Annotated in this window: 24 protein-coding genes; 20 read left to right on the forward strand and 4 right to left on the reverse strand. The window is 69.1% G+C overall.

The window, feature by feature from the left end:
- Positions 1-47: 47 nt before the first annotated feature.
- The 11 genes from mnmA (at position 48) to ACIRCZ_RS02815 (ending at position 14,325) form a co-directional block, all read left to right on the forward strand.
- Entirely contained in the window at positions 48-1,151 is a 1,104-nt protein-coding gene (gene mnmA / locus ACIRCZ_RS02765) for a tRNA 2-thiouridine(34) synthase MnmA (protein ID WP_235500414.1), read from the forward strand.
- Between the two features lie 58 nt (positions 1,152-1,209).
- The gene (gene ligA / locus ACIRCZ_RS02770) at positions 1,210-3,549 is read left to right on the forward strand and encodes an NAD-dependent DNA ligase LigA (protein WP_402849395.1); all 2,340 of its coding nucleotides are present in this window, start codon (positions 1,210-1,212) and stop codon (positions 3,547-3,549) included.
- 257 nt (positions 3,550-3,806) lie between these two features.
- Positions 3,807-5,018: an alpha/beta hydrolase gene (locus ACIRCZ_RS02775; protein WP_402849398.1), complete on the forward strand. Its 1,212-nt coding sequence runs from the start codon at positions 3,807-3,809 to the stop codon at positions 5,016-5,018.
- A gap of 50 nt (positions 5,019-5,068) precedes the next feature.
- Positions 5,069-6,853, forward strand: coding sequence for an alkaline phosphatase family protein (locus ACIRCZ_RS02780; RefSeq protein WP_402849401.1), 1,785 nt, complete (start codon positions 5,069-5,071; stop codon positions 6,851-6,853).
- A gap of 37 nt (positions 6,854-6,890) precedes the next feature.
- A complete protein-coding gene (gene gatC / locus ACIRCZ_RS02785; protein WP_055893200.1) occupies positions 6,891-7,187 on the forward strand; it encodes an Asp-tRNA(Asn)/Glu-tRNA(Gln) amidotransferase subunit GatC in 297 nt (98 codons plus the stop codon).
- A gap of 9 nt (positions 7,188-7,196) precedes the next feature.
- Positions 7,197-8,744, forward strand: a complete 1,548-nt coding sequence (gene gatA / locus ACIRCZ_RS02790; RefSeq protein ID WP_402849406.1) for an Asp-tRNA(Asn)/Glu-tRNA(Gln) amidotransferase subunit GatA — start codon at positions 7,197-7,199, stop codon at positions 8,742-8,744.
- Positions 8,744-10,246, forward strand: coding sequence for an Asp-tRNA(Asn)/Glu-tRNA(Gln) amidotransferase subunit GatB (gene gatB / locus ACIRCZ_RS02795; RefSeq protein WP_055893205.1), 1,503 nt, complete (start codon positions 8,744-8,746; stop codon positions 10,244-10,246). Before gatA ends, gatB begins: the two co-directional genes overlap by 1 nt.
- A gap of 258 nt (positions 10,247-10,504) precedes the next feature.
- Positions 10,505-11,053, forward strand: a complete 549-nt coding sequence (locus tag ACIRCZ_RS02800; protein WP_055893209.1) for a YbaK/EbsC family protein — start codon at positions 10,505-10,507, stop codon at positions 11,051-11,053.
- Positions 11,054-11,063: 10 nt separating this feature from the next.
- On the forward strand, positions 11,064-11,969 hold the full coding sequence (locus ACIRCZ_RS02805; RefSeq protein ID WP_402849410.1) for an oxygenase MpaB family protein: 906 nt from the start codon (positions 11,064-11,066) through the stop codon (positions 11,967-11,969).
- Between the two features lie 119 nt (positions 11,970-12,088).
- Entirely contained in the window at positions 12,089-13,840 is a 1,752-nt protein-coding gene (locus ACIRCZ_RS02810) for an APC family permease (protein WP_055893219.1), read from the forward strand.
- On the forward strand, positions 13,837-14,325 hold the full coding sequence (locus tag ACIRCZ_RS02815; RefSeq protein ID WP_055893223.1) for a PaaI family thioesterase: 489 nt from the start codon (positions 13,837-13,839) through the stop codon (positions 14,323-14,325). The genes ACIRCZ_RS02810 and ACIRCZ_RS02815 overlap by 4 nt, the downstream gene beginning before the upstream one ends.
- A 15-nt stretch (positions 14,326-14,340) precedes the next feature.
- Here ACIRCZ_RS02815 and ACIRCZ_RS02820 read toward each other — a convergent pair whose 3' ends face one another.
- The gene (locus tag ACIRCZ_RS02820; RefSeq protein WP_082581305.1) at positions 14,341-16,038 is read right to left on the reverse strand and encodes a long-chain-fatty-acid--CoA ligase; all 1,698 of its coding nucleotides are present in this window, start codon (positions 16,036-16,038) and stop codon (positions 14,341-14,343) included.
- 103 nt (positions 16,039-16,141) lie between these two features.
- A complete protein-coding gene (locus ACIRCZ_RS02825; RefSeq protein WP_055893230.1) occupies positions 16,142-16,807 on the reverse strand; it encodes an SDR family oxidoreductase in 666 nt (221 codons plus the stop codon).
- Positions 16,808-16,893: 86 nt separating this feature from the next.
- On the opposite strand from ACIRCZ_RS02825, the gene ACIRCZ_RS02830 reads away from it, so the two are divergent.
- From ACIRCZ_RS02830 to ACIRCZ_RS02860, 7 genes are all read left to right on the forward strand, one after another.
- Positions 16,894-17,199 carry a DUF6412 domain-containing protein gene (locus ACIRCZ_RS02830; protein WP_055893234.1) on the forward strand — a complete coding sequence of 102 codons (306 nt, stop codon included), beginning with the start codon at positions 16,894-16,896 and terminating at the stop codon, positions 17,197-17,199.
- 108 nt (positions 17,200-17,307) lie between these two features.
- Positions 17,308-18,090, forward strand: coding sequence for a YidC/Oxa1 family membrane protein insertase (locus ACIRCZ_RS02835; protein WP_402849417.1), 783 nt, complete (start codon positions 17,308-17,310; stop codon positions 18,088-18,090).
- A gap of 43 nt (positions 18,091-18,133) precedes the next feature.
- Positions 18,134-18,427, forward strand: a complete 294-nt coding sequence (locus ACIRCZ_RS02840) for a hypothetical protein (protein ID WP_055893241.1) — start codon at positions 18,134-18,136, stop codon at positions 18,425-18,427.
- A 3-nt stretch (positions 18,428-18,430) separates the two neighbouring features.
- On the forward strand, positions 18,431-18,967 hold the full coding sequence (locus tag ACIRCZ_RS02845; protein ID WP_402849420.1) for a DUF1697 domain-containing protein: 537 nt from the start codon (positions 18,431-18,433) through the stop codon (positions 18,965-18,967).
- A 73-nt stretch (positions 18,968-19,040) separates the two neighbouring features.
- Entirely contained in the window at positions 19,041-19,673 is a 633-nt protein-coding gene (locus tag ACIRCZ_RS02850) for a TetR/AcrR family transcriptional regulator (protein ID WP_402849423.1), read from the forward strand.
- Positions 19,670-21,352 (forward strand): MDR family MFS transporter, encoded by a 1,683-nt coding sequence (locus ACIRCZ_RS02855; protein ID WP_402849426.1) that lies wholly within the window; start codon positions 19,670-19,672, stop codon positions 21,350-21,352. Before ACIRCZ_RS02850 ends, ACIRCZ_RS02855 begins: the two co-directional genes overlap by 4 nt.
- Before the next feature lie 133 nt (positions 21,353-21,485).
- The gene (locus ACIRCZ_RS02860) at positions 21,486-22,133 is read left to right on the forward strand and encodes a hypothetical protein (RefSeq protein WP_402849429.1); all 648 of its coding nucleotides are present in this window, start codon (positions 21,486-21,488) and stop codon (positions 22,131-22,133) included.
- Positions 22,134-22,231: 98 nt separating this feature from the next.
- On the opposite strand, the gene ACIRCZ_RS02865 is transcribed toward ACIRCZ_RS02860, so the two are convergent.
- Positions 22,232-23,236 (reverse strand): aldo/keto reductase family protein, encoded by a 1,005-nt coding sequence (locus ACIRCZ_RS02865; RefSeq protein ID WP_402849432.1) that lies wholly within the window; start codon positions 23,234-23,236, stop codon positions 22,232-22,234.
- Positions 23,237-23,300: 64 nt separating this feature from the next.
- Here ACIRCZ_RS02865 and dinB point away from each other — a divergent pair, with 64 nt between their 5' ends.
- Positions 23,301-24,569 (forward strand): DNA polymerase IV, encoded by a 1,269-nt coding sequence (gene dinB / locus ACIRCZ_RS02870; protein WP_402849434.1) that lies wholly within the window; start codon positions 23,301-23,303, stop codon positions 24,567-24,569.
- 78 nt (positions 24,570-24,647) lie between these two features.
- Here dinB and ACIRCZ_RS02875 read toward each other — a convergent pair whose 3' ends face one another.
- A complete protein-coding gene (locus ACIRCZ_RS02875) occupies positions 24,648-25,559 on the reverse strand; it encodes an endonuclease/exonuclease/phosphatase family protein (protein ID WP_402849437.1) in 912 nt (303 codons plus the stop codon).
- A 110-nt stretch (positions 25,560-25,669) separates the two neighbouring features.
- Here ACIRCZ_RS02875 and ACIRCZ_RS02880 point away from each other — a divergent pair, with 110 nt between their 5' ends.
- Positions 25,670-26,005, forward strand: coding sequence for a spore germination protein GerW family protein (locus ACIRCZ_RS02880; RefSeq protein ID WP_055893271.1), 336 nt, complete (start codon positions 25,670-25,672; stop codon positions 26,003-26,005).
- The last annotated feature ends 12 nt before the right edge of the window (positions 26,006-26,017 follow it).

Below are 26,017 nucleotides of genomic sequence, written 5' to 3' on the forward strand. Positions count from 1 at the left end.
CGGCCTGCCCGAATCGTGCGCTCAGAGTGGGCGCGTACAATCGCCTGGTGAAGATTTTGGCGGCAATGAGCGGTGGCGTGGACTCCGCGGTGGCGGCGGCGCGCGCCGTCGACGCCGGGCACGAGGTGGTCGGCGTGCACCTGGCGCTCAGCAGGATGCCGGGGACGCTGCGCACCGGAAGCCGCGGCTGCTGCACGATCGAGGACTCGATGGATGCGCAGCGCGCGGCCAACATCATCGGCATCCCTTACTACGTCTGGGACTTCTCGGAGCGCTTCAAGCTCGATGTGGTGGACGACTTCATCGCCGAGTACACGGCGGGCCGCACACCCAACCCCTGCATGCGCTGCAACGAGAAGATCAAGTTCGCCGCTCTGCTGGAGAAGGCGCTCGACCTCGGCTTCGACGCGGTCTGCACAGGGCACTACGCCACGATCCTCACCGACGAAGAGGGCAACCGCGAGCTGCACAGGGCGAGCGCCTGGGCCAAGGACCAGTCGTACGTGCTCGGCGTGCTCACCTCGGAGCAGCTCGCGCACGCGATGTTCCCGCTCGGCGCGACCCCGTCGAAGGCGGAGGTGCGCGCGGAGGCGGCCGAGCGCGGCTTCAGCGTGGCCAACAAGCCCGACTCGCACGACATCTGCTTCATCCCGGACGGCGATACCCGCGGCTGGCTCGCCGAGCGCGTCGGGGCGGAGACCGGAGACATCCTCGACCGCGAAGGCAACAAGCTCGGCGACCACGGCGGAGCGCACGCCTTCACCGTCGGTCAGCGCAAGGGCCTCAACATCGGCTACCCGTCGGACGACGGCAAGCCCCGTTTCGTGCTCGAGGTGCGCCCCAAGGACAACACGGTGGTCGTCGGCCCGAAGGAGGCGCTGGACATCGCGGAGATCGCCGGCTCCCGGTTCACCTGGGCTGGCCGCGCTCCGGAGAACGCGGACGAGGAGTTCGCCTGCGACGTGCAGATCCGCGCGCACGCCGACCCTGTTCCTGCTGTGGCCGTGGTGCGCGACGGCGAACTCGTCATCCGGCCGGACGTTCCGCTGAACGGCGTCGCCCCCGGGCAGACCGCTGTCGTCTACGTCGGCACGCGCGTGCTCGGCCAGACCACGATCGATCGCACGGTCTCCGCCGTCCCGGTCGGCTAGCCGCAGGGCGCTTCGCAGCAGGGGCGCGTCCCTCCGGGGGACGTCGGTGGTGGTGAATATGCTGTCTGACGTGGCAGACGACACCAGCACGGCAGACGACACCAGCGACGCGATCGAATCCAGCGGCGCGCAGAGCGACACGGACGCCCGCGCGGAGGCGGCGGAGCTGACCACGCGCATCCTGGAGCTGCGGGATGCGTACTACGAGCGCGACACCGTGCTCGTCAGCGACCAGGACTACGACCGCATGATCCAGCGGCTCGAAGAGCTTGAGCGGCTGCATCCGGAACTGCAGAGTCAGGACAGCCCGACGCAGACCGTCGGCGGCCGTGCCCAGACCACCCTGTTCGCGCCTGTCGAGCACGCCGAGCGGATGCTCAGCCTCGACAACGTGTTCTCGATCGAGGAGTTCGAGGCGTGGGCAGCCAAGGTGGAGCGCGACGCCGGGAGGAGCGTGCACTACCTCAGCGAGCTCAAGATCGACGGGCTCGCCATCAACCTGCGCTACGAGAACGGCACGCTCGTCACGGCGGCCACCCGCGGAGACGGGGTCGTCGGCGAGGACGTGACGGAGAACATCCGGTACATCCCCGCCATCCCCACGAAGCTGTCCGGATCGGGGCACCCGCCGCTCGTCGAGGTGCGCGGAGAGGTGTTCTTCCCCGTCGCCGAGTTCGAGGCGCTGAACGCCGCGCAGCTCGAACAGGGCGAGAAGGTGTTCGCCAACGCGCGCAACGCCGCGAGCGGTTCGCTCCGCCAGAAGGGCGAGAACAAGAACCAGGCGCAGCTCGCGCTCATGCGGGCGCGCCTCGGCAGGCTGCACATGCTCGTGCACGGCATCGGAGCGTGGGCGAACCCGCCCGTTGCCAGCCAGTCGGAGGTCTACGACCTGCTCAAGGAGTGGGGTCTGCCCACCTCGACCCACTACCGCGTGTTCGAGAGCGCGCACGAGGTGGCCGACTTCATCCAGTACTTCGGCGAGCACCGCGCGAGCGTCGAGCACGAGATCGACGGCATCGTGGTGAAGGTCGACGAGCTCGCGCTGCACGACGAACTCGGCGCGACGAGCCGTGCCCCGCGCTGGGCCATCGCGTACAAGTACCCGCCTGAGCAGGTCAACACCAAGCTGCTCGACATCGTCGTGAGCGTCGGCCGCACCGGGCGCGCCACGCCGTTCGCAGTGATGGAGAAGGTGAAGGTCGCCGGCTCCGAGGTGCGCCAGGCAACGCTGCACAACCAGGACGTGGTCAAGGCCAAGGGCGTGCTGATCGGCGACACGGTCGTGCTGCGCAAGGCGGGCGATGTCATCCCCGAGGTCCTCGGCCCCGTGGTGGAGCTGCGCGACGGCACGGAACGTGAGTTCGTGATGCCGGAGAACTGCCCGGAGTGCGGCACCAAGCTGGCCCCGGCGAAGGAGGGCGACATCGACCTCCGCTGCCCCAACTCCGAGTTCTGCCCCGCCCAGGTGCGCGGGCGCGTCGAGCACATCGGCTCGCGGGGCGCGCTCGACATCGAGGCACTCGGCGAGGTGGCGGCCGCTGCGCTCACCCAGCCGCTGCATCCGTCGACCCCTCCGCTGCCGACCGAGGCCGGGCTGTTCGGCCTGGAGATGGCGGACATCTTCCCGGTCGAGGTGGTCGTGCGCGACTCGGAGACGGGGCTGCCCAAGCTGACGGACTCCGGCGCGGAGAAGACGGACACCCCGTTCCGCAGGCGCAGACAGAAGAAGGACGGCGCGTACGACCCGGACGCCGCGGAGTTCGGCGGAGACGCCGATTTCGTGCCGTCGAAGAACGCCGTCGAGCTGCTGGCGAACCTGGCTGCGGCGCGGGTGAAGCCGCTGTGGCGCATCCTCGTCGCGTTGAACATCCGGCACGTCGGGCCGGTCGCCGCGCGTGCGCTCGCCAACCACTTCGGGTCGCTGGATGCGATCCGCTCGGCCAGCAGGGACGATCTCGCCGCGGTGGACGGCGTCGGCGGGATCATCGCTGACGCGGTGCTCGCCTGGTTCGAGGTCGACTGGCACCGCGAGATCGTTGAGCGCTGGGCGGAGGACGGCGTGCAGTTCGCGACGCCGGGGCACCCAGGGCCCGGCGCGGCAGCGGAGGCCGGAGGGGTGCTCGCGGGCCTCACCGTCGTCGCCACCGGCTCGCTGGAGGGATACACCAGGGAGGGTGCGCAGGAGGCGATCATCGCCGCCGGCGGCAAGGCGGCGTCCAGCGTGTCGAAGAACACCGACTTCGTGGCTGCGGGACCCGGCGCAGGATCGAAGCTGGCGAAGGCGGAAGCGCTCGGGCTGCGCATTCTGGACGCCGAGCAGTTCCGCATCCTGGTCGAGCAGGGGCCGGCCTCTTTGGACGATTCGACCGATTCCGAGGCACCGGAGGCGCATTCCTGACCCGAGAACGGTCCTTCTACTCCTGAACAGGGGGTAGAATGACCGGCCTGACACGATCGTGCTACCGATAGCATCGGAGAGTGCGCTCGCCCGGGGCGCACTGCAAGGGCTTAGCTCGTCGCTCTCGGAGGGACCCGGACGGAGTGCTGGTCGGCTTTGCAGCTGTTATCGCTATAACCTCGGTCGCCAGTGGGCTGACCGGGGCCTTCGTCGCGCCCGCAGATGCCGTCCCAGCCGTCTCGGTCTCGTACCACTCCGTGGTCGCCGACGCCCCGTCAGGCAGCGGCACCGCCGCCGTCGCTCCCGGCTCGCTGCTCGGCTCGATCGCCGGCCTCAGCGCCTCCGCGGTCCCCGGGTTCATCAGCGCGCATCGTGCCGACCTGGACAGGATGCTCGTCACGCCTCCGCGCGCCGGCGACGTCTCCGCCGTCTGGCGCCTGCTCGACCCCGTCAAGCAGGCGGCCCTCGTCAACGAGGCCCCGCACGTCATCGGCAATCTGGAGGGCGTCCCGTACGCGGTGCGCGGCACCGCGAACGCGCTCGATCTCAAGCGCACCATCGCGTCGACCACCGAACGCCTCACGACGGAGAACGGCAAGGCTGTCCGTCTCGAACTCGAGCGCAGGCTGACCACGCTTGACAACGTGAAGAAGGCGCTCACGGTCAAGGACGGCGTCAAGCGCACCCTCGTCAACCTGGACACCTCGGACGACGCCCGCGCATCCATCGTCGTCGGCGACCTCTCCACTGCCCGCTACGTGAGCGTGCTGGTGCCGGGGATGTACATGTCGGTCGGCGAGCAGATCGTCGACTGGGCCAAGGTGGCGCAGAACCTGCACGACCAGGAGACCGCGTTCCTGCACCGGCTGCTCGGACCCCGGTCGTCCGGCGGCACGCCCGGCGTCGCCGTCGTCGCCTGGATCGGCTACCAGACCCCCGTGCTCACCAACATCGGCGGAACGCAGCTCGCTATGGACGGCGCCGACAGCCTGGAGCGTACCCTGGTCGGCATTCAGGAACTCCGCACGGAGAATCCGCCGTACCTCAGCGTGTTCGCGCACTCCTACGGGTCGACGGCCGCGCTGCTCGCGCTGGAGCGCAAGACGGTGACCGTGGACGCCCTGGCACTGATGGGTTCGCCCGGCAGCGACGCGCAGTCCGTCGCCGAGCTCAGCGTGCGCGACGGAAACGTGTTCGTCGGGCAGGCCGAACTCGACCCCATCGTGCACAGCGCGTTCTTCGGCAGCGACCCAGGATCGCCGTCGTACGGTGCGCAGCGGATGGATGTCGGCGGAGCGGTCGACCCCGTCACCGGTCAGACGCTCTCCGGGTCGTCCGGTCACAACGAGTACTTCTCCGCCGGCACGGAGTGCATGCGGAATCTCGCCATGATCGGCATCGACCAGGGCGGCCTGGTGATCAGCAGCACAGGATCGTCTGGCGCGGTCGTGACGGCCGCCGAGCGCTGATCCGGCGCGGCTCCTTCCGCGAACCACCGATGCGCGCATAATGGACGGCGATGCAGCCGGATGACGATGAGCCTGCCGAGGCACAGCCCGCAGGCGACCAGCCCGTAGGCGATACGAGCCGCGCAGCCCCGTCCCGGCGCGCCTTCCTCAGGACGGCGGGCATCGCGGCCGCGGGAGCAGCGGTCGGCGGTGTCGTCGGTGGAGTGATCGGCGCATCCGTCGCGTCGCACCCGGAGGACGAGGTCGAGCACGAGACGGGGGAGGAGTACCCGCCGCTGCCTGCGCCTGCGACGCCGGGCTTCGAGCACCTCATCGTGCTGATGTACGAGAACCGGTCGTTCGACAACCTGCTCGGCTACCTCTACGACGAGAAGACCCTGCCGAAGGGGAAGCACTTCGACGGGCTGGCGTTCGGCGAGTACAGCAACCCGGACCCGGCGGGCGGCGTCATCCCGGCGCATCCGTACGACGGAACGACCGACTTCATCATGCGCCAGCCGTCGCCCGACCCTGGCGAGGCGTATCCGCACGTCAACACGCAGCTCTTCGGCACCGTCGACCCCGCCTCGAACGCGACGGCCAGGGAGCACGACATGCTGCCGCCGTTCAACGCGCCTCCCGCAGGGAGCGAGCCGCGGATGCAGGGCTTCGTGCGCGACTACGTGGACGAACTGCGCAAGGATCTGCGGCGCGAGCCCGTCGCGGACGAGTACCGCAGGGTGATGGGATCGTTCACGCCGGAGATGCTTCCGGTGTTCTCCACCCTCGCCAAGCAGTTCGCCGTCTACGACGACTGGCACTGCGCCGTTCCGTCGCAGACGTTCTGCAACAGGTCGTTCTTCAACGCGTCGACGTCGCACGGCTACGTGACCAACGGAGGAGCTGGCGGCCTGAAGAAGTGGTTCGACGCCGACAACTCGTCGCCGACGATCTTCAACAGGCTGGAGGAGGCGGGGGTGAGCTGGCGGGTCTACTTCGACGACCGGCAGATCATCTCGCTCACCGGGTTCATCCACGCGCCGGTGCTCGAACCGTACTGGCACACCAACTTCCGCACGATGACGGACTTTTACAAGGACGTGGAGGAGGGCACCCTCCCCGCGTACGCGTTCGTGGAGCCGCGGCTGCTCTACGACCACAACGACATGCATCCGCCAGGCGGACCGATGACCGAGGTGGATGTGGACGGGCAGGTGATCGTCGGCGGCGCCATCTCCGACGTGCGCGCAGGCGACCTCCTGCTGCACCAGGTGTACTCGGCCGTGCGCTCGTCGTGCAGCGCGAAGGGCTCCAACGCGCTCAACACCATGCTGCTGGTGACGTTCGACGAGCACGGCGGCACGTACGACCACGCCGTGCCAGGGCCTGCGACGCCCCCGGATGCGAGCGGTCCCGGCGAGATGGGCTTCACCTTCGACCGCCTCGGCCTGCGGGTCCCCGCCATCGCGATCTCCGCGTACACGGAGCGCAACACGATCATCAACGAGGAGATGCACCACGCCGCCGTCGTGAGCACCCTGGTGAAGAAGCACAAGCTCAAACACCTGACCAACCGGGACAGGGGAGCGACGACGATCGACAACGCCGTCAACCGGCGAACGCCGAGGCAGCCGGGAACGTGGCCGGACACCCACCCGCAGTACCTCCCGGCCAACCCGGAGCAGCAGGCGCCGGCGCCGGGCGACGACGACCGGCCGCTCAGCCCACCCGGCATCGGCCTGGTCGGCCTGCTGCTGGCGCGCTACGGGCTGCCGGACGATCAGACGCCCCGCACGTACCGGGAGGCGTACGAGGCGGTGGACCGGCTGGGAACGGGACTGTTCGGCTCGCCCTAGAATTGAGGAGTCCACCCTCGAGTCACCACGGAGACGTATGTCCGAAATCAGTGCAGAGCAGGTCGCGCACCTGGCGAGCCTCGCCAGAATCGACCTCAGCCAGGAAGAGATCGCGAGCCTGACCAGCGAGCTCGGCCAGATCGTCGAAGCGGTCGCCAAGGTCACAGAGGTGGCAGGGCCCGACGTTCCGGCCACCAGCCACCCGCTGCCGCTCACGAACGTCTTCCGCGACGACGAGGTCGTCCCGTCGCTGACGGTCGAGCAGGCGCTCTCCGGAGCGCCGGACCGCGACGGGGACAAGTTCAAGGTCGCCGCCATCCTGGACGAGGAGTAGGACGCACGCATGACTGATCTGACCAGGCTCTCCGCAGCCGCCCTCTCCGACCTGCTGTCCGCGGGCGACGTCTCCAGCGTCGACGCGACGCAGGCCCACCTCGACCGCATCCAGGCAGTGGATGCGGACGTCCACGCCTTCCTGCACGTCGCGGGGGAGAAGGCGCTCGCCACCGCAGCCGCGATCGACGCGCGCCGTGCGTCCGGCGAGAAGCTGTCGCCGCTCGCCGGTGTGCCGATCGCCATCAAGGACGTGCTGGCCACCAACGACATGCCGTCTACCTCCGGATCGAAGATCCTCGAGGGTTGGCTGCCTCCGTACGACGCCACCGTCGTGCGCAAGCTGCGCGAGGCCGACCTCGTGCCGCTCGGCAAGACCAACATGGACGAGTTCGCGATGGGCTCGTCCACCGAGCACTCCGCGTACGGCCCCACCCGCAACCCGTGGGATCTGGAGCGCATCCCCGGCGGGTCCGGCGGTGGCTCCGCCGCTGCCGTCGCCGCGTTCGAGGCTCCTCTCGCCCTCGGCTCCGACACGGGAGGGTCGATCCGCCAGCCGGCCGCCGTCACCGGCTCCGTCGGCGTCAAGCCCACCTACGGCGGCGTCAGCCGCTACGGCGCCATCGCGCTCGCCAGCTCGCTCGACCAGGTGGGTCCCGTCTCGCGCACCGTGCTCGACGCCGGTCTGCTGCACGACGTGATCGCCGGACACGACCCGCTCGACTCCACCTCGCTCAGCGACACCTGGCCGTCGATGGCGGACGCAGCGCGCGCCGGTCTCGTTGACGGCGCCCTGAAGGGCATCCGCGTCGGTGTGATCAAGGAGCTCTCCGGCGACGGCTTCCAGGCCGGCGTCAAGCAGCGCTTCGACGAAGCCCTCACTCTGCTGGAGGCGGCAGGAGCCGAGATCGTCGAGGTCGGCGCCCCCAGCTTCGAGTACGCGGTCGCCGCGTACTACCTGATCCTCCCGGCAGAGGCGTCCAGCAACCTGGCCCGCTTCGACTCCGTGCGGTTCGGCCTGCGGGTCAACCCGGAGGACGGCCCCGTCACGGTCGAGCGCGTCATGTCCGCCACCCGCGACGCCGGGTTCGGCCCTGAGGTCAAGCGCCGCATCATCCTCGGAACGTACGCGCTGAGCGCCGGTTACTACGACGCGTACTACGGCAGCGCGCAAAAGGTGCGCACGCTCATCCAGCGCGACTTCGCCTCCGCCTTCGAGAAGGTGGATGTGCTGGTCAGCCCGAGCGCTCCGACCACCGCGTTCAAGTTCGGCGAGAAGCTGGCGGATCCGATGGCGATGTACCTCAACGACATCACCACCATCCCGGCCAACCTCGCAGGCGTGCCAGGCATGGGCCTGCCGATCGGCCTCGCACCGGAGGACGGCCTGCCGGTCGGCCTGCAGCTCATGACCCCGGCGCGCGCCGACGCCAGGCTGTACACGATCGGCGCGGCGCTCGAGCAGCTCCTGGAGCAGAAGTGGGGTCGCACCCTGCTGAGCCAGGCGCCCGACCTGAGCGCCACCGAGATGTTCGCGAGCGAAGAGGGAGCCGTCTGATGGCCAAAGCGGAACTGATGGATTACGACAAGGCTCTCGAACTGTTCGAGCCGGTCCTCGGCTTCGAGGTGCACGTCGAGCTGAACACCAAGACGAAGATGTTCTGCGGGTGCGCCAACGAGTTCGGCTCCGGCGCGAACACGAACACCTGCCCCACCTGCCTCGGCCTGCCAGGCGGACTGCCGCAGGTGAACAAGAAGGCCATCGAGTCGAGCATCCGCCTCGGCCTCGCCCTCGGCTGCGAGATCGCGGAGTCGAGCAGGTTCGCCCGCAAGAACTACTTCTACCCGGACACGGCCAAGAACTTCCAGACCTCGCAGTACGACGAGCCGATCGCTTTCGAGGGCGCCGTGACCATCGAGCTGGAGTCAGGCCGCACGATCACGGTCGACATCGAGCGCGCCCACATGGAGGAGGACGCGGGCAAGCTGACGCACGTCGGCGGGGCGACCGGCCGCATCCAGGGCGCTGACTACTCGCTGGTCGACTACAATCGCGGCGGCGTCCCGCTGGTCGAGATCGTCACCAAGATGATCGAGGGCGCAGAGCACGACGCTCCGGAGATCGGGCGCACGTACGTGCACGCCATCCGCGACATCGTGAAGGCGCTCGGCGTCTCCAACGCGCGGATGGAGGAGGGCAACGTGCGCTGCGACGCGAACGTCTCCCTGCGCCCGCGCGGCTCAGGGAAGCTCGGCACCCGCACGGAGACCAAGAACGTCAACTCGCTGCGCTCCGTCGAGCGCGCCGTGCGCTACGAGATCCAGCGGCAGGCGGCGATCCTCGCAGCAGGCGGCACGATCATCCAGGAGACCAGGCACTGGCACGAGGACACCGGCACCACGAGTGCCGGGCGCCCGAAGTCCGACGCCGACGACTACCGCTACTTCCCCGAGCCGGACCTCGTGCCGGTCGCCCCGGCGCGCGAGTGGGTCGAGGAGCTGCGCGGAACCCTCCCGGAGCAGCCGTCGCTGCGCCGCAAGCGCCTGATCGAGGCGTGGGGCTTCACCGCCCTGGAGTTCCAGGACATCGACAACGCCGATCTGCTCGACGAGGTCGAGGCGACCATCGCCGCCGGAGCGACGCCGGCGGCCGCCCGCAAGTGGTGGTCCGGCGAGATCGCCCGCCTGGCGAACGCGCAGGGCGTTCCCGCGGGAACGCTGGTCAGCCCACAGCACGTCGCCGAGCTGGCTGCGCTGGTCGACGCAGGAACGCTCACCGACCGGCTCGCCCGCCAGGTGCTCGAAGGGGTCATCGCCGGCGAAGGCGGACCCCAGCAGGTGGTGGATGCGCGCGGCCTCGCTGTCGTCTCCGACGACGGCGCGCTCATCGCGGCCATCGACGAGGCCCTCGCTGCCCAGCCCGACGTGCTCGCGAAGATCCGCGACGGCAAGGTGCAGGCGGCAGGAGCCGTGATCGGCGCCGTCATGAAGGCGATGAAGGGCCAGGCGGACGCCGCCCGCGTCCGCGAACTCGTGCTCGAGCGGGCAAGCGCCCAGTAGCGCTGCGCTGACACGCACCGCGCACGACTCCGTCCGAACGGAGAATCCGGCCATTCGCTGCCGATTCTCCGTTCGGACGGAGTTCTTTGCGGCGTGTCGCCGCGATTCTCCGTCCGGACGGAAAAGCCAAACGTCCCGCGGCGCGTCGCTCCGTTCGGACGGAATCTAGGAGCCTGGCGCCCGCATTCTCCGTTCGGACGGAGAATCCACGCCGTGCGAGGTTGGCGTTCCGGCGTCGGGTGTTGCAGATTAGGGAGTATGGGCGTCTTCACTCTCGGCGGGCTGACCACAGCACCCGCCTCCACTGCCACGGAACTCCTCGCGCCGACGACGGCCGGCGCACTGACCGCATCCGGATGGCTGGACGATGTCGGCGTGGTGGAGATCGACCCCGCCGTCTCCGACACCGCCGCCACGCGTGAGCAGTTCGGGCTGGATGCGTCCACCCTCGCGAACTGCGTGGTGGTGGCAGGCAAACGTGAGGGCGTCGAGCGGATCGCCGCGTGCGTCGTGCTCGCGACCACTCGCGCCGACGTCAACAACACCGTGAAGCGGCTGCTGGATGTGCGGAAGGCGTCGTTCCTGTCGATGGACCGCGCCGTCGAGCTCACCGGCATGGAGTACGGAGGCATCACCCCGATCGGATTGCCCGCGGAGTGGCCGGTGTTCGTCGACGGCCGGGTGGCGGAGACGGACGTCGTCATCATCGGCTCCGGTGTGCGCCGCTCCAAGATCCTGCTGCCCGGGCGACTGCTCGGCGAACTGCCGAACGCGACCGTGGTCGACGGACTCGGCCAGGAGTCGTGAGGATCGGGAGATGACCGGCATTCTGGAGCCCGTCCGGTCGCGGCTCATCGAGACGCTCGCCGGTCGCTCCGACGAGGTTCCGCGCTGGGTGCTCGCGCTGGAGGACGGCGACGACGCAGGCTTCTTCTCCGCAGGCAGCGCACCGTGGGTGGTGCACGGCGGGATGCCGACGCTGGTGGCCGGAGTGCGGGCGTTGCTGCTGCAGGCGCTGCACCCCGGCGCGCTCGCGGGCGTGCGCGACTTCTCCCGGTTCCGCGAGGACCCGCTCGGCCGTCTGGCCGGCACGATCCAGTGGATCCACACGGTCACGTTCGGCAGCACGGGGCAGGCTCTCGCGAGCTCGCAGATGGTGCGTGCGATGCACAAACGGGTCACCGGCACGTTCGTGGACGGGCACGGCGTCACCCGCCCGTATGCGGCGAACGACCCTGAGCTGGCTGCGTGGGTCCATGTCGCCTTCGCCGACGCCTTCCTCAGCGCGCACGAGCACTGGGGGAGTCCCATCCCCGGGGGCGCCGACGAGTACGTGGCGCAGTGGGCGACGGCCGGCGAGCTGATGGGCGTGGAGCGGCCGCCGCGTAGCGCGGAGGAGCTGCGGGCGCAGATCGACGGATACACCGACGCAGGCGAGCTCCGCGGAGGTCCGGAGGTCGAGGAGATCGTGCGGTTCATCCGGCGCCCTCCGCTGCGCAGGATGCTGCGGCCGTCGTACCGGGTGGTCTTCCGCGCCGCGGTCTCGACCCTCGAACCGCGTCACCGTGCGATGCTCGGCTTCCGGGCGACGCCGTTCGACAGGGCGTTCCCCGTCCACACGGCGACGTCCGCCGTCCTGAAGGGCGCCGGGGTCCTGCTCGGCCCGCAGACCCAGGCGGAGCTCGCCGCACGCCGCCGCCTGGCGCGCCTCGCAGCAGCCTGAAGCGATTCTCAGAGGTCGCATCGGCGTCGCCTGTGGCGCATTCCGGTGGTTTTGGAGTTAGCCTGTGTCCAGCCGGCCCGCTCAGTGGTGAGCGGACCCGAGTCGGTGGGAGCAGCAGAATGACAGCGACCGTCCCCTCCAAACCGGAGGATGTGGAATCCAAAGGGCTGAAAGGCGGAGCCCTCGGCCTCGTCTCCAGCGTCGTCGTCGGAGTGGCATCGACCGCTCCCGCGTACAGCCTGGCCGCGAGCCTCGGCTTCATCGTCGTCGGCGGCACGGTCGTCGCCGGCGTGAAGGCGCCTGGCATCGTGCTGCTCGCCTTCATCCCGATGTATCTCATCGCCGTGGCGTATCAGGAGCTCAACAAAGCGGAGCCGGACTGCGGGACGACGTTCACCTGGGCCACCAGGGCGTTCGGCCCTGTGACCGGGTGGATGGGCGGCTGGGGCATCATCGTCGCCGACGTGATCGTGATGGCGAATCTCGCGCAGATCGCCGGATCGTACTCGTTCACCTTCGTCGGCAGCTTCGGTCTGCCTGCTGTCGCCGATCTCGCCACCAATACGGTCGCCACGACCATCGCGGGGCTGCTCTGGATCGCGATCATGACCTGGATCTGCTATCGCGGCATCGAGATCTCGGCCAGGCTGCAGTACGTTCTGCTGTCGTTCGAGGTCATCATCCTGATCTTCTTCGCGGTGTTCGCACTGGTGAAGGTCTACACCGGCAACGCGGAGCCGTACTCGCTCATCCCGCAGTGGGACTGGTTCAACCCGTTCACCCTCGACTTCAGCAAGACGATCGCCCCGGCCATGCTGACCGCGATCTTCATCTACTGGGGCTGGGACACGGCCGTCTCCGTCAACGAGGAGACGAAGGACCCTGGCAAGACGCCCGGCCGCGCCGCCGTCATCAGCACCCTGCTTCTCCTCGCCACCTACGCGGTGGTCACGGTCGCGACCGTCGCCTTCGCCGGGGTCGGCGAGAAGGGCATCGGCCTGGCGAATCCCGCCAACTCCGGCGACGTGTTCTCCGCGATCGGCCCGACCCTGTTCGGCGGGGGACCTCTCGGGGCGATCCTGATGGCACTGCTCGGCTTCTCCATCCTGACCTCGGCATCCGCCTCCACCCAGACCACCATCCTCCCCACGGCGCGAACGGCGCTCTCGATGGCGGCATACAAGGCCATCCCCGAGCAGTTCGCGCGCATCCACCCGAGGTTCCTCACGCCGACCTGGGCGACGATCGGGATGGGGATCGTCTCGGCGGTCTTCTATCTCATCTTCACCTTCATCAGCCCCGCGCTGCTGCTGGCGCTGATCGGCTCGATCGGCCTGATGATCGCGTTCTACTACGGACTCACCGGGTACGCCTGCGTCTGGTATTACCGCAAGACGCTGTTCCGCAGCTTCCGCAACATCGTGATGCGCGGCCTCTTCCCGCTGGTCGGCGGCATCATGCTCACGTACGTCTTCATCTACGGGCTGATCAACTTCGCCGCCGTCGACTGGCTGGTGGACGACAACGGCAAGAACGTCACGATCTTCGGCATCGGCGCCGAGGCGGTCGTAGGCGTCGGCGGGCTGCTGATCGGCCTGGTGCTGATGGCCATCTGGTGGTGGCGCAGGCCGGACTACTTCCGCGGCAGGACGCTCCCGCGCCGGTCGGACGACCTGGTGCTGTCGCCGGAGGGCGTCGTCCCCGCGTTCGGTCTGCCGGACTCCGGCATCCCGCCGACCATCATCGCGCCCGACTTCTCCAATCTTCCCCCTGGACAGATCCCCATCAACGCGGAGACACTCGAACCGGTCAAGGAACCGTCAGAGCTCCCGCCCGACGACCCGGCCCTCCCCAGAAAGGACACCGAGTGAGCGAACGCCAGCGCCTCGTCGAATGGGAGGACCCGGCACCCGGTGTGGCCGTCATGCCCACCATGAGCGGTCTCGACTACCTCCGGTCGATGCTCGCAGGGGAACTCCCTCCGCCGCCCATCACCAACCTGATGAGCATGCGGCTGACCGAGGTGGGGCAGGGGACGGCGACGTTCGTCTGCGAGCCGGACGAGTCCCACTACAACCCGATCGGCACGGTCCACGGCGGCCTGGTCTGCACGCTCCTCGACTCGGCCCTCGGCTGCGCGGTCCAGACCACGCTGCCGCAGGGCCAGGGATACACGTCGATCGAGATCAAGGTCAACTACCTGCGCCCCGTGCTCGCCGGCGCCGGCCGGCTGACCTGCGTCGCGCACGTGACCAAGCCAGGCAACAGGGTGGCCTTCGCCGACGGCGTGGTGACGGACGGATCTGGCAAGGTGGTCGCGACGGCGACGGGATCGCTGCTGGTGTTCGCCCTCTGAGGCTCGGTCTGCTCGCTAGTTCTTCGCGGCGAGAAGCTGGTCGCGCACCTTGCGTCTGATCACCTTGCCGACGATCGAGCGTGGCAGGTCGTCCACCTGGGTGATGTGCTTCGGCACCTTGTACGCCGTGAGGGTGTCCCTCGCGAACGCGCGGATGGCCGCCTCGTCGAACGATGCGCCCGGCTTCATCACGACCGCTGCGACGACATCCTCGCCCCCGCGCTGGTGCGGGACGCCGACGACGGCCACGTCCGCGACGCCTTCGAACGCCCGCAGCGCGTCCTCGACCTCGGTCGGCGAGACGTTGAAGCCGCCCGTGACGATGAGCTCCTTGATCCGGTCGACGATGCGCACGAAGCCGTCCTCGTCCATCGTGACGATGTCGCCGGTGCGGAACCAGCCGTCGTCGGTGAAGACCTTGGCCGTCTCGTCGCTCTTGTGCCAGTATCCCGAGAAGACCTGCGGGCCCTTCGCCAGCAGCTCGCCCTCCTCGCCGAACGCGCGGTCGGTCGCCGGATCCTCCGGGTCCACAACGCGCAGCTGCGTGCTCGGAAGCGCGAGGCCGACCGTGCCGTCCCTGCGCGTCGAGCCGACAGGGTTGGCCATCAGCACGGGGGAGCACTCTGAGAGCCCGTAGCCCTCGACCAGGTACCCGCCCGTCTTGCCCTCCCAGAGCTTGACGATGCTGTCCGGCAGGCTCATCGCGCCGGAGATCGCGATCTCGATGCCGGAGAGCGACACCTTCCGCTTCTCCGCCGCCGTCACCAGGCGCTCGTAGATCGGGGGCACGGCGGGAAGGAACGTCGCAGGGTGCTTCTTGACCACGTCCAGCACCAGGTCGGGGTCGAACTTGGGGAACAGCACGAGACGGGAGCCCATGCTCATCGCGAAGGTCAGACAGAGCGTCAGCCCGTAGGCGTGGAACAGGGGGAGGACGGCGTAGACGACCGAGGTTCCGCGCTCGATGGTCGGCACCCACGCCCGCGCCTGTGCGGCGTTCACCCCGAGGTTGAGGTGGCTGAGCATCACGCCCTTCGGCTGCCCGGTGGTGCCGCTGGTGTACTGGATGAGCGCGAGATCGTCGCGCTCCGGCCTGGGGTACGACGCCTTCAGCTTGCGGCCGCCGATCAGCGTCTCCCAGGTGACCGTGCCGCTGACCTTCGCGGTGAGCTGCTCCCTGGCCTGGCGTGCCGCGCGGACGGGCAGCCGGAGGGCGACCCGCTTGGATGCAGGCATCGCCCTGGTGATGTCGATCGAGATGACCGTGGTCACCCCGAGGTCGGCCGGCAGCTCCTGCACGGTCTTCGCGACCTTGTCCCAGACGATCGCGACGGTCGCCCCGTGGTCCTCGAACTGGTGCCGGAGCTCGCGCGGCGTGTAGAGCGGGTTGTGCTCGATCACCACCGCCCCGAGACGCAGCGCCGCGTAGAAGGCCACGACGTGCTGCGGGCAGTTCGGAAGCACGAGCGCCACCCTGTCGCCCTTGCGGACCCCGCGCTTGCGCAGCCCCTCCGCCGCCCGGGCGATCTGGTCTCCCAGCTCGGCGTATGTCGTGGTCGCGCCGAAGAACTCCAGCGCGACGTTGCGCGGGTAGCGCGCGACGGAGTCGTCGATGAGGTGCGCGAGGGAACCGGCGGGCAGCTCGACATCGTCGGGGACGTTGGGCGCGTAGCTGCGCAGCCATGGCCTGGTGGCGTAGTCGCCGGGGGCCATACCCGAAGCGGTGCTGCCGGCTCCGGAGCTGCCCGCTCCGGTGCTCTCGGCTGATGGGGTGTCTTCGGCGGCGTTGTCGACTTCGGAACTCACGGTCGCAAGCCTACGCGGCGCCGACCTGCGCGCGCACGGCGTCGGCGATCGGCGTCGAGCCGGAGACGACCTCCCAGACATGCCCGATGCTCGCAGGCTCGTCGATGCACGCGCTGATCAGTCGCGCGACGTCCTCGCGCGGAATGCTGCCGCGCTCCACGCTGTCGCCGAGCGTGACAAGCCCCGTGCCTTCGTCGAAGGTGAGGCCGCCAGGGCGGAGGATGGTCCAGTCGAGCCCTGACTCGCGGAGCACAGCGTCCGCGTCGCGCTTGGCCTCGACGTATGCGCGCCAGACCGGCTCGGTGTCCTCCGGCAGCGGGGCGTCGACGCCCCAGGCTGACACCTGCACGAAGCGGCGGACGCCCGCGATCACGGCGCCCTGCATCGACTTCACCGAGCCCGCGTAGTCAACCGTGCGCTTGCGTTCGATGCTCGACCCTCCGCCCGCCCCGGCGGTGAACACCACGGCGTCCGATCCGGAGAAGGCCGTCGCCAACTGCTCGGGCGTCGCCTGCTCGATGTCGAGCAGCACGCCCTCGCCGCCGAGACGGTAGACGTCGTCGGCGTGCTCCTCCCCGCGCACGATGCCGACGAAGTCGTCCCCGTTGTCGTAGAGGACGCGCATCAACTGCTGGGCGACTTTTCCATGGGCACCGACGATCACAACACGAGTCATGCTTCCATCATGGACCCGCTGGACACGGATGCGCCCACGGCGAACACCTCCAGCGAATCGGCTGGGAATTTGTTACGGTCAACACCATGCTGACGTTCTTCGAGCTTCTGGGGCGGCTCTTCGCCACCTCGCTCGAGAACGTGCTCTCCGCATCCACGCCGGCCAGCATCATCGCTCTCGCCGGTATGGCGGGTGCCATCGGACTGGTCGCGGTCGTCGCGGCCGCCGGGCTCAGGTCGATCGTCGCCATCGCGGCGTCGCTGCGGGTGCGCGCACGCCTGGAACGCCCGATCGAGCCGGCGGACAAGAGCGCCATGCTCAGCCAGTCCGATCCGGATGCGGACGGTCGCCCCCGCCCGCGAGCGCCCGGCATCGCCCTGCAGACCGCGTAGCAGGCGCGGGCCCCGTCCAGCACGGCTCCGCCCTGCCTGGCAGGCCGACGCCTGCCACCGCGGTCAGACGGAATCCACCCATCCGTTCGACAGCAGGGACACCCTCTCGTGGACATCTTCTCCTTCGGCCCCATCGCGGCCATCCTCGACGCGACATACGGTCTCGTCACCGGTCTCTCCGACGCTCTCGCGCCGGTCGCAGGAACCCTCGGCGGCCTGCTGGCCGTCGTCGTGCTCACCGTGCTCGTGCGCGCTCTGCTCATCCCTGTCGGGATGAGCCAGGTGCGCGCCGAGTACAACCGCAGGCGCCTCGCGCCGCACCTGGCCGAGCTGCAGCGCAAGCACGGCAAGGATCGCGAGCTGCTGACCAGGAAGACGATGGAGCTCTACCAGCGGGAGAAGGTCTCGCCCTTCGCCGGGATGCTTCCGCTGCTCGCGCAGCTTCCCGTCATCTCCCTCGTCTACGCCGTCTTCACACATCCGATGATCTCCGGCCACGCCAACGCACTCCTCGGCGAGCACGTGTTCGGCGCTCCGCTCGGCACGAGCTTCGTCGGGCTGACCAGTGCGGGAGCTGCCGTCTGGCCGGCGATGGTCGTCTACCTGGTCGTGCTCGCCATGATCGCGATCGTGACCACGGTGTCGCGGCGCGTGCTCACCCTTCCGCAGCAGGAGGGCGCCGCAGGCCAGACGCCGGTCGGCCTCGTGCGGGCGATGTCGTTCCTTCCATATGTGACCGTCGTCTTCGCGGCTTTCGTGCCGCTGGCCGCCGCCATCTACATCCTCACCTCCACGGCGTGGACGGTCGCGGAACGCTTCACCCTGCGCCGCCTTCTCGACCCGGCGCGGCACCGGCCGGACGGCAGGATCGAGCCGTCCGCGGCGCGCTGACCAGGCGCGTGTCGTCCGCAGGCGCGAGTGGGATGCTTGGTCCATGAAGAACCGCAAGACCGCCGTCGACGCCGCTCCTGGGTTCGGCGTCGGTGTCCAGGTGTACGTGCGTGAGCCGCAGACGGAGAGCGGAGAGGACTGGGTGGGGGAGCCGACCGGCGTGATCATCGCCCCCGGCGCCGCCAGCCTCCGCAGCGTGAACCTGCCGGCGGGCGACGTCACGTCGTGGCTGGTCGCGTTCAGCGAGCCGCAGCACCGGCGCGACGGCAGAGGGCCGTACGAGCAGGCGACCATCGCCCAGGCGCTGCTGGTCACCGCCGACCCGATCGACGGGTAGGGGATGCACGGGGTCGGGCTGGTGCGCGGCATCAACGTCGGCGCATCCACCAGGGTAGCGAAGGCCGACCTGGCCGCGGCGTTCGCGGACGCGGGATTCGCAAACGTCACGACCTTCCTGCAGAGCGGGAACGTCGTGTTCGACGCGGACGCCGTCCCGACCGCCGCCGTTGCGGCGACCGTCGAGGCCGGCATCGAAAAGCGCTCAGGGGTCGCCGCCCGCGTCGTCCTGCTCACGGAGAAGCAGTTCCGCGCTGTCGCGGCCGCCAATCCGCTGCTGCAGGAGGGCGACGATCACTCGAAGCTGATGGTGACGTTCCTCGACCATCCCGTGCCTGGCTCCCTCGCCGTTCCGGAGGAGGACGCCATCCAGCCGGAGCTGGTCAAACTCGGTGAGCGGGCCGTCTACCAGTGGTGCCCGCTCGGAGTCTCGAAGTCGAAGCTGAAGCCGGCCTTCTGGCGCGAGGTCGGCTCGGTGGCGACCGGCCGCAACTGGCGGACGGTGCTCCGCCTGATCGAGGAGCTGGACGCGAGAAGCTGAACGTTCTCCGCGAATAATGCAGAACTGCATTCTTACAGTTTAGAAAAATTGCAGTTGCTGCAACAATAGCAGGGTGACATCGGAAACCCTCGGACTGCGCGAGCGCAAACGCCTGGAGACACGGGCGCAGCTCGAACGCGCCACCGTGCTCCTGGTCGCGGAGGTCGGGCTCGAGAACGCCACCGTCGACGCGATCTGCGCCAGGGTGCTCGTCTCGCCCCGCACATTCTTCAACTACTTCGAGAGCAAAGAGGACGCCATCCTCGGGATGCGCGACCTCCCCGTCGACGACGCGTTCGTCGCGCAGCACAGGGCAGACACCGCAGGGCAGAGCATCGTCGAACAGATCGTCGGGCTCCTGCTGCACGTGATCGGCCCCGCCATCGGGGACACCGCGTTGCACGATGCCCGCCTGGCGATCGTCAAGGAGCACCCGGAACTGCTCCGTCGACAGTTCGCCCAGATGACCAGGATGGGGGAGCAGCTCGTCGCGGGCGTCTCCGACCTCCTCTCGCACGACCGGGCGTTCTCCGCGTACGACGCGGCGGAACGCGCATCGCTCGCCGAGCTGATCCTGCCGCTCTGCGGCGGCGCCATCCGCGCCGCCGTCAAGGAGTGGGTGGCGGACGGCACGGAGCGCGACGCAGACGAACTTCGGACGCGAGCCGTCGAGCTCGCAGGAAAGGCGATTCAGGCACTCTCATGAGTCAGACAGCAACACGGCAGGAGACCGCGGACGCACCGTCCGCCGGATCTCCTCAGAAGAAGACCATCCTCCTGCTCTTCGCGGGCCTGATGGTCACGATGCTCCTCGCATCCCTCGACCAGACGATCTTCTCCACGGCCCTCCCGACCATCGTCGGCGAGCTCAACGGGGTCGACCACATGCTGTGGGTGACCACGGCGTACATCCTGGCCTCGACCATCATGCTGCCGGTGTACGGCAAGCTCGGCGACCTGATCGGCCGCAAGGGGCTGTTCATCATCGCCATCGGCCTGTTCATGGCCGGGTCCGTCATCGGCGGCCTCGCCGGCGACATGACCTGGCTGATCGTCGGTCGCGCCGTGCAGGGTCTCGGCGGCGGCGGTCTGATGATCCTGTCGCAGGCGATCATCGCCGATGTGGTCCCCGCCCGCGAACGTGGACGGTACATGGGCATCATGGGCGGCGTCTTCGCCCTGTCGAGCGTCGCAGGCCCGCTGCTCGGCGGCTGGTTCACCGAGAGCATCGGCTGGCGCTGGGCATTCTGGATGAACATCCCGCTCGGGATCCTCGCCATCGCGTCCGCTGTCGCCTTCCTCCGCCTGCCCAAGAACGCTCAGCGCAAGCCGCGGATCGACGTGGCGGGCATGGGGCTGCTGGCCATCGCATCCACCTGCCTGGTGCTCGTCACCACCTGGGGCGGCACGACGTATGACTGGAACTCGCCGGTCATCCTCTCGCTCATCGTCGGCACGGTCGTGGCCGGGATCGCGTTCGTGTTCGTGGAGCGCGCCGCAGCGGAGCCGATCATGCCGCTCGCGCTCTTCCGTGACCGCAACTTCAACCTGACCACGATCGCCGGTCTCATCATCGGCATCGCGATGTTCGGAGCCCTCGCATACCTGCCGACCTATCTGCAGATGGTGACCGGCGCGAACGCGACAGAGGCCGGGTTCCTGATGATCCCGATGATGGCCGCACTGCTCATCACCTCGATCGTCTCCGGCCAGCTCGTCAGCAAGACCGGCAGGTACAAGTGGCTGCCCGTCACCGGAACCGTGATCGTCGCAGGAGCCCTGGTGCTGCTGTCGACCATGACCCCGACCCTGCCGATCTGGGTGCTCTGCAGCTTCCTCGCCATCATGGGCGTCGGGCTCGGGATGAGCATGCAGATCCTGGTGCTGATCGTGCAGAACTCGTTCCCGGTCAGTCAGGTCGGAACGGCCACGGCGTCGAACAACTACTTCCGCCAGATCGGCGCGTCGCTCGGCTCGGCGATCGTCGGAAGCCTGTTCGCGACCCGACTCACCCAGCTCCTCACCGAGCGGATGCCGGCGGGCGCACAGGCGGGCGGCGGCAGCAACTCGCTGACCCCGGCCATCGTCAAGGGCCTTCCCACGCCGATCCGCGACGTGATCGTCGGGTCGTACAACGACGCCCTCACCCCGGTCTTCCTCTACATGGTGCCGCTGCTGCTCGTCGCCGCCGTGCTGCTGCTGTTCGTGGTGGAGAAGCCGCTGGCGACGACCATCGAGCGCGACGCGGTCGTGACGTCGATCGAGACGGACGGCTCGACGCATCCCGTGCTGGATGCGGTCGCCGCCGACCAGACGGAGGCGGCGTCCGACACGGCGCCCGCCTCTCTGGACGACGAGCGGGACGGCACTCTCATCCGGAGCTGACCCGCTGGACGTCCACGGCCCGCCCTCCCCGGCTTCGGGAGGGCGGGCCGTTTTCGTGACGGCGCCGGCTCCGGCGCGCCTGGCGGCGGGCCGGACACTGGTCACGCGCGGCCGACGCTCCTACAATGACGGCATGTTCGTCGAGGGCACCCTTCGATGGCAGGTCACAGAGGACTGCCCCTGGGACCTGCTGATGGCGCTCGCCCTCCGCGACCTGGGGCACCTCGACGGGATCGGCGATCCGGTCATCCCTCGACTGTCTCCCGCGGTGGCGCCCGTGCTGCATCCGGCGACGGGCGCGCTGCCGGTGCTTCCCGCCCGGCGCCCGGCCGTGCATCCAGGGCAGGGGCGCGGCTCGCTGGAGGAGCAGTGGCTGGCGTGGTTCGAGTTCACCGTCGACAGGGAGCGAAGAGCGGCAGGCTCGCTCCTGCAGCCGCCGCACTTCACAGCGTTCGACCGCGCGATCGAGCTGCAGGACCTCATCCTGGAGCACTTCGACGAAGCGCTGCTGTGGGCGACGGAACGGCACGACGAATACGCGCGGGCGAGCATCGAGACGCACGCCAGACGGGCGGCGGACATCGTCGACGTGGTGCGCGACCGCGAGCATGAGCTGCGCAGGCAGGCCGGATACTTCCGCCTCGACCTCGCCGTGCTCCCCCTGGAGGAGAGCGGCGCCTGGATCGTCGGCCCGCACTCGGTCATCCTGAGCACCAGCCTCCGCGACGACTCCCGCGCCTTCCGCTCCTGGTTCGCCCCCGTCGTCGCCGCCCTCGTCTGACCCCGCTCTTCCCGGCCCCTGTCCACATCATCGAGCCGGGACTTGTGCACGCGACACGCCGTGCTCAGGCGTGCACGAGTCCCGGCTCGATGATGGGGTCAGACCGGGCGGTGTGCGGGGGAGACGGTCTCGGCGGGGTCGGTGACGGCGACGTCGCCGACGGCCTCGTCGATGCGGGCGAGCACGTCGCCGGAGAGGCGGATGCCGGCGGCAGCGGCGTTGGACGCGACCTGCTCCGGCTTGGATGCGCCGACGATGGCGCCGGCGACGTTCGGGTTCTGCAGCACCCACGCCACGGCGAGCTGCGCCATGGTGATGCCGAGCTCGTCCGCGATCGGGTGGAGGCGCTGTACGGCGGTGAGCACGTCGTCGTTCATGAACGACTTGATCGCGTTCGCCCCGCCCTTGCTGTCCGCGGCGCGGCTGCCCTCCGGGGCCTCCGCACCCGGCAGGTACTTGCCGGTCAGCACGCCCTGCGCCACAGGCGACCAGACGATCTGCGAGATGCCGAGCTCGGCGGAGGTGGGGACGACCTGGCCCTCGATGACCCGCCACAGCATGGAGTACTGCGGCTGGTTGGAGATGAGCTGGACGTTCAGCTCCTTCGCCAGCGCTGCGCCGGCGCGGAGCTGCTCGGCGTTCCACTCCGAGACGCCGATGTAGAGCGCCTTGCCGGCACGGACGACGTCGGCGAACGCCTGCATCGTCTCCTCCAGCGGGGTCTCCGAGTCGTAGCGGTGCGCCTGGTAGAGGTCGACGTAGTCGGTGCCGAGGCGCTGGAGCGACCCGTCGATCGACTCGAAGATGTGCTTGCGGGAGAGGCCGACGTCGTTGTGGCCCTTGGGGCCGGTCGGCCAGTAGACCTTGGTGAAGATCTCCAGCGACGCGCGCCGTTCGTTCTTCAGGGCGTCGCCGAGCACCTTCTCCGCCGCCGTGTTGGCGTACGCGTCCGCCGTGTCGAACGTGGTGATGCCCGCATCCAGTGCTGCGCGCACGCTCTGCAGCGCGATGTCGTTCTCCACCTGGGAGCCGTGGGTGAGCCAGTTGCCGTAGATGATCTCGGAGATCTTGAGTCCGCTGTTGCCGAGGTACCTGAATTCCATGGTGTTCACGCTACCCGACCGGCGATCCTGCACCGCTGTCAGGGGAGCGTGGCAAGCTGGTGGAGTGGGACGAGCGGACGGCAGCGATAGGCGGGTGACGACCGAGCCGATCGACGACTCGTCCGCCACCATCCTGCACGTCGACATGGATGCGTTCTTCGCCTCGGTCGAGCTGCTCGACCGGCCGGATGCGCGCGGCAAGCCCGCCATCGTCGGTCACCCGGGCCCTCGCTCGGTTGTGACGAGCGCCACGTACGAGGCCCGCAAGTTCGGGGTGCGGTCGGCGATGCCGATGTCGCAGGCCATCCGGCTGTGCCCGCAGGCGATCATCCTGCCTCCGCACATGCACAAGTACAAGGAGTACTCGGAGAAGGTCATGGCGATCTTCTCCGAGGTGACTCCGCTGGTCGAGGCGCTGAGCATCGACGAGGCGTTCCTCGACGTCGCGGGCGCCAGGCGGCTGCTCGGCTCGCCGAAACGCATCGCGGAGCTGGTCAGAGCACGTGTGTTCGAGGAGACGGGCCTCACCTGCTCGGTGGGGGCAGCGCCGACCAAGTTCATGGCCAAGCTCGCCTCCGGTCGCGCCAAGCCGGACGGGGTGCTCGTCATCCCGGAGTCGGCGATCATCGACTACCTGCGACCCCTCCCTGTCGGCGCGCTCTGGGGCGTCGGCGCGAGCACCCAGCAGGCGCTCGAACGACTCGGGATGCGCACCGTCGCCGACCTCGCGGACGCACCGCTCTCCGTGCTGCAGAAGGCGGTGGGCGACGCGTCCGGCAGCAAGCTGCACGAGCTCGCGAACGGCAGAGACCCGCGCTCGGTCGTGACGGAGACGCGCGAGAAGAGCGTCGGGCACGAGATGACCTTCGAGACGGACGTCTCCGATCAGGACCGGCTGCGCCGCGAACTGCTGCGATTGTCCAACCAGGTGGGGGAGCGCCTTCGCAAGAACGGCCTCGAGGGGCGCACGGTCGCCCTGAAGCTCCGGTTCTCCGACTTCCGCACGGTGACGCGGTCGCGCACCCTCGGCGAGGCGACCAATGTCGGAAGGCGCATCTTCGAGGAGGTGTGGCAGATCTACGAAGGGCTCGACCTCGGTCGCACGCCCATCCGGCTGATCGGCGTGCGGGCGGAGCAGCTGCTCGAAGCGGGAGGGGACAGCCTGGCCCTCTGGGACCCTGACGACGAGTGGCGGGAGACGGAGCGCACCCTCGACGCTGTCAGCGCGCGCTTCGGCCGCGGGATGATCGGGCCGGCGTCGCTGGTGAAGCGCCAGCGCGACGCGGAGGCGGCGGCCGACGACGGGCGCAACCCGCGCTGGCTGAGCGACTGAACGACTGATCGACTGAACGCCCGAACGCCGGAGCGACTGAACGCCCGAGCGGACGAACGCCGGTGCGCTGAGCGTGACTCAGCGCACCCCGACGAGGATGCCGCGGTGGTCGCTGCCGTTGTCGGCGAGCACGTCGCTCGTCACATTCGTGAGGCCGCGGACGAGCACGTGATCGAGCCGGGCGACGGGGAACTCCGCCGGCCAGGTGAACCCGAAGCCGAGCGTGTTGTCCGGCGCCTCGGTGAGGGTGGAGAGCAGCGGCTGGAACTTCCGATCCGTGCTGGCGGTGTTGAAGTCGCCCACCACGATCAGCTTCGCCGAGTCATCCGCCTTCACCGTCTCGGCGAGCTGGGCGAGCATAGTGTCCCTCGACTGGTACGCCCCTGGACGCACCGACGCGATGTGCACCGCGTACACCCGCGTCGGCGTCCCAGGGGTGTCGAGGTCGACGCGCACTGCCCTGTCCCAGCCGAGTCCGAGGTCCAATCGCTGCTCGTCACTGATCGGGTACTTGCTCCACAGTCCGACGGTGCCGACGATCGCGCTGTGCGGATACCCGGGATCGAGCACCGCGGACACCGTCTCGCGCGCGGTGGCGTCGAGCTCCTGCAGCGCGATCACGTCCGGGGCGCGGTCGGCGAGGTCTTTGGCGATGCTGCCCGCCGCGCTGTTCTGGGCGTGGATGTTCTCGCTCGCGACCGTGAGCGACGGCGCGCCCGCGTGCATCCCAGGGAGGAACGTCGGCAGGAACAGCGTGCCCCAGACGGCGGCGGCCGCGGCGACGCAGAGCGTCCCGAACACCGACAGCCGAACCAAGGCGGCGACGCCGAGCACCAGGATGAAGACTCCCAGCCAGGGCAGGAAGGTCTCGACGAGCGACGCGGAGCCCCCGATGTTCGGCAGCAGATCGTGCCAGAGCAGCAGGGCCCCGGTCATCAGGGCGAGCAGGCCGACGACGATGCCGCGCGGGCCACGGCTGGAACGGATCATCGACACTCGGACGATTATTCACGGTCGACTCCTGAGAACCCGCCGCAAACGCTGGACGCGGCCTGGGGACTGCCCTGGTGAGGCTGGGAGGGGAAGGGTACGGTGGCTGCATGACGAACATCTCCCTGAAGCTCGCGGAAACGATCAGCTCAAACGGCATCAAGTCGGTCTACGGCGAGCCCGTGGAGATCGACGGGACCACCATCGTGCCCGTCGCCGCCGTGCAGTACGGCTTCGGCGCCGGATCGGCGGGTGAGGGCGAGGACGCAGACGCGCCAGGCGGCGCAGGTGGTGGAGGCGTGAGCATCCCGTTCGGCGCATACATCAACGACGAGACCGGCGTGCACTTCCGGCCGAACATCATCACGCTGCTCGCCGTGGCCATCCCGTTCGTGTGGGTGGCGGGTCACGCGTGGGCGCGCATCATCAAGGCCCTCAAGAAGTAGCAGCGTCGGCAG

Origin of the sequence: Leifsonia sp. NPDC102414, assembly GCF_044765685.1 — a bacterium.
Classification (GTDB): Bacteria; Actinomycetota; Actinomycetes; order Actinomycetales; family Microbacteriaceae; genus Leifsonia.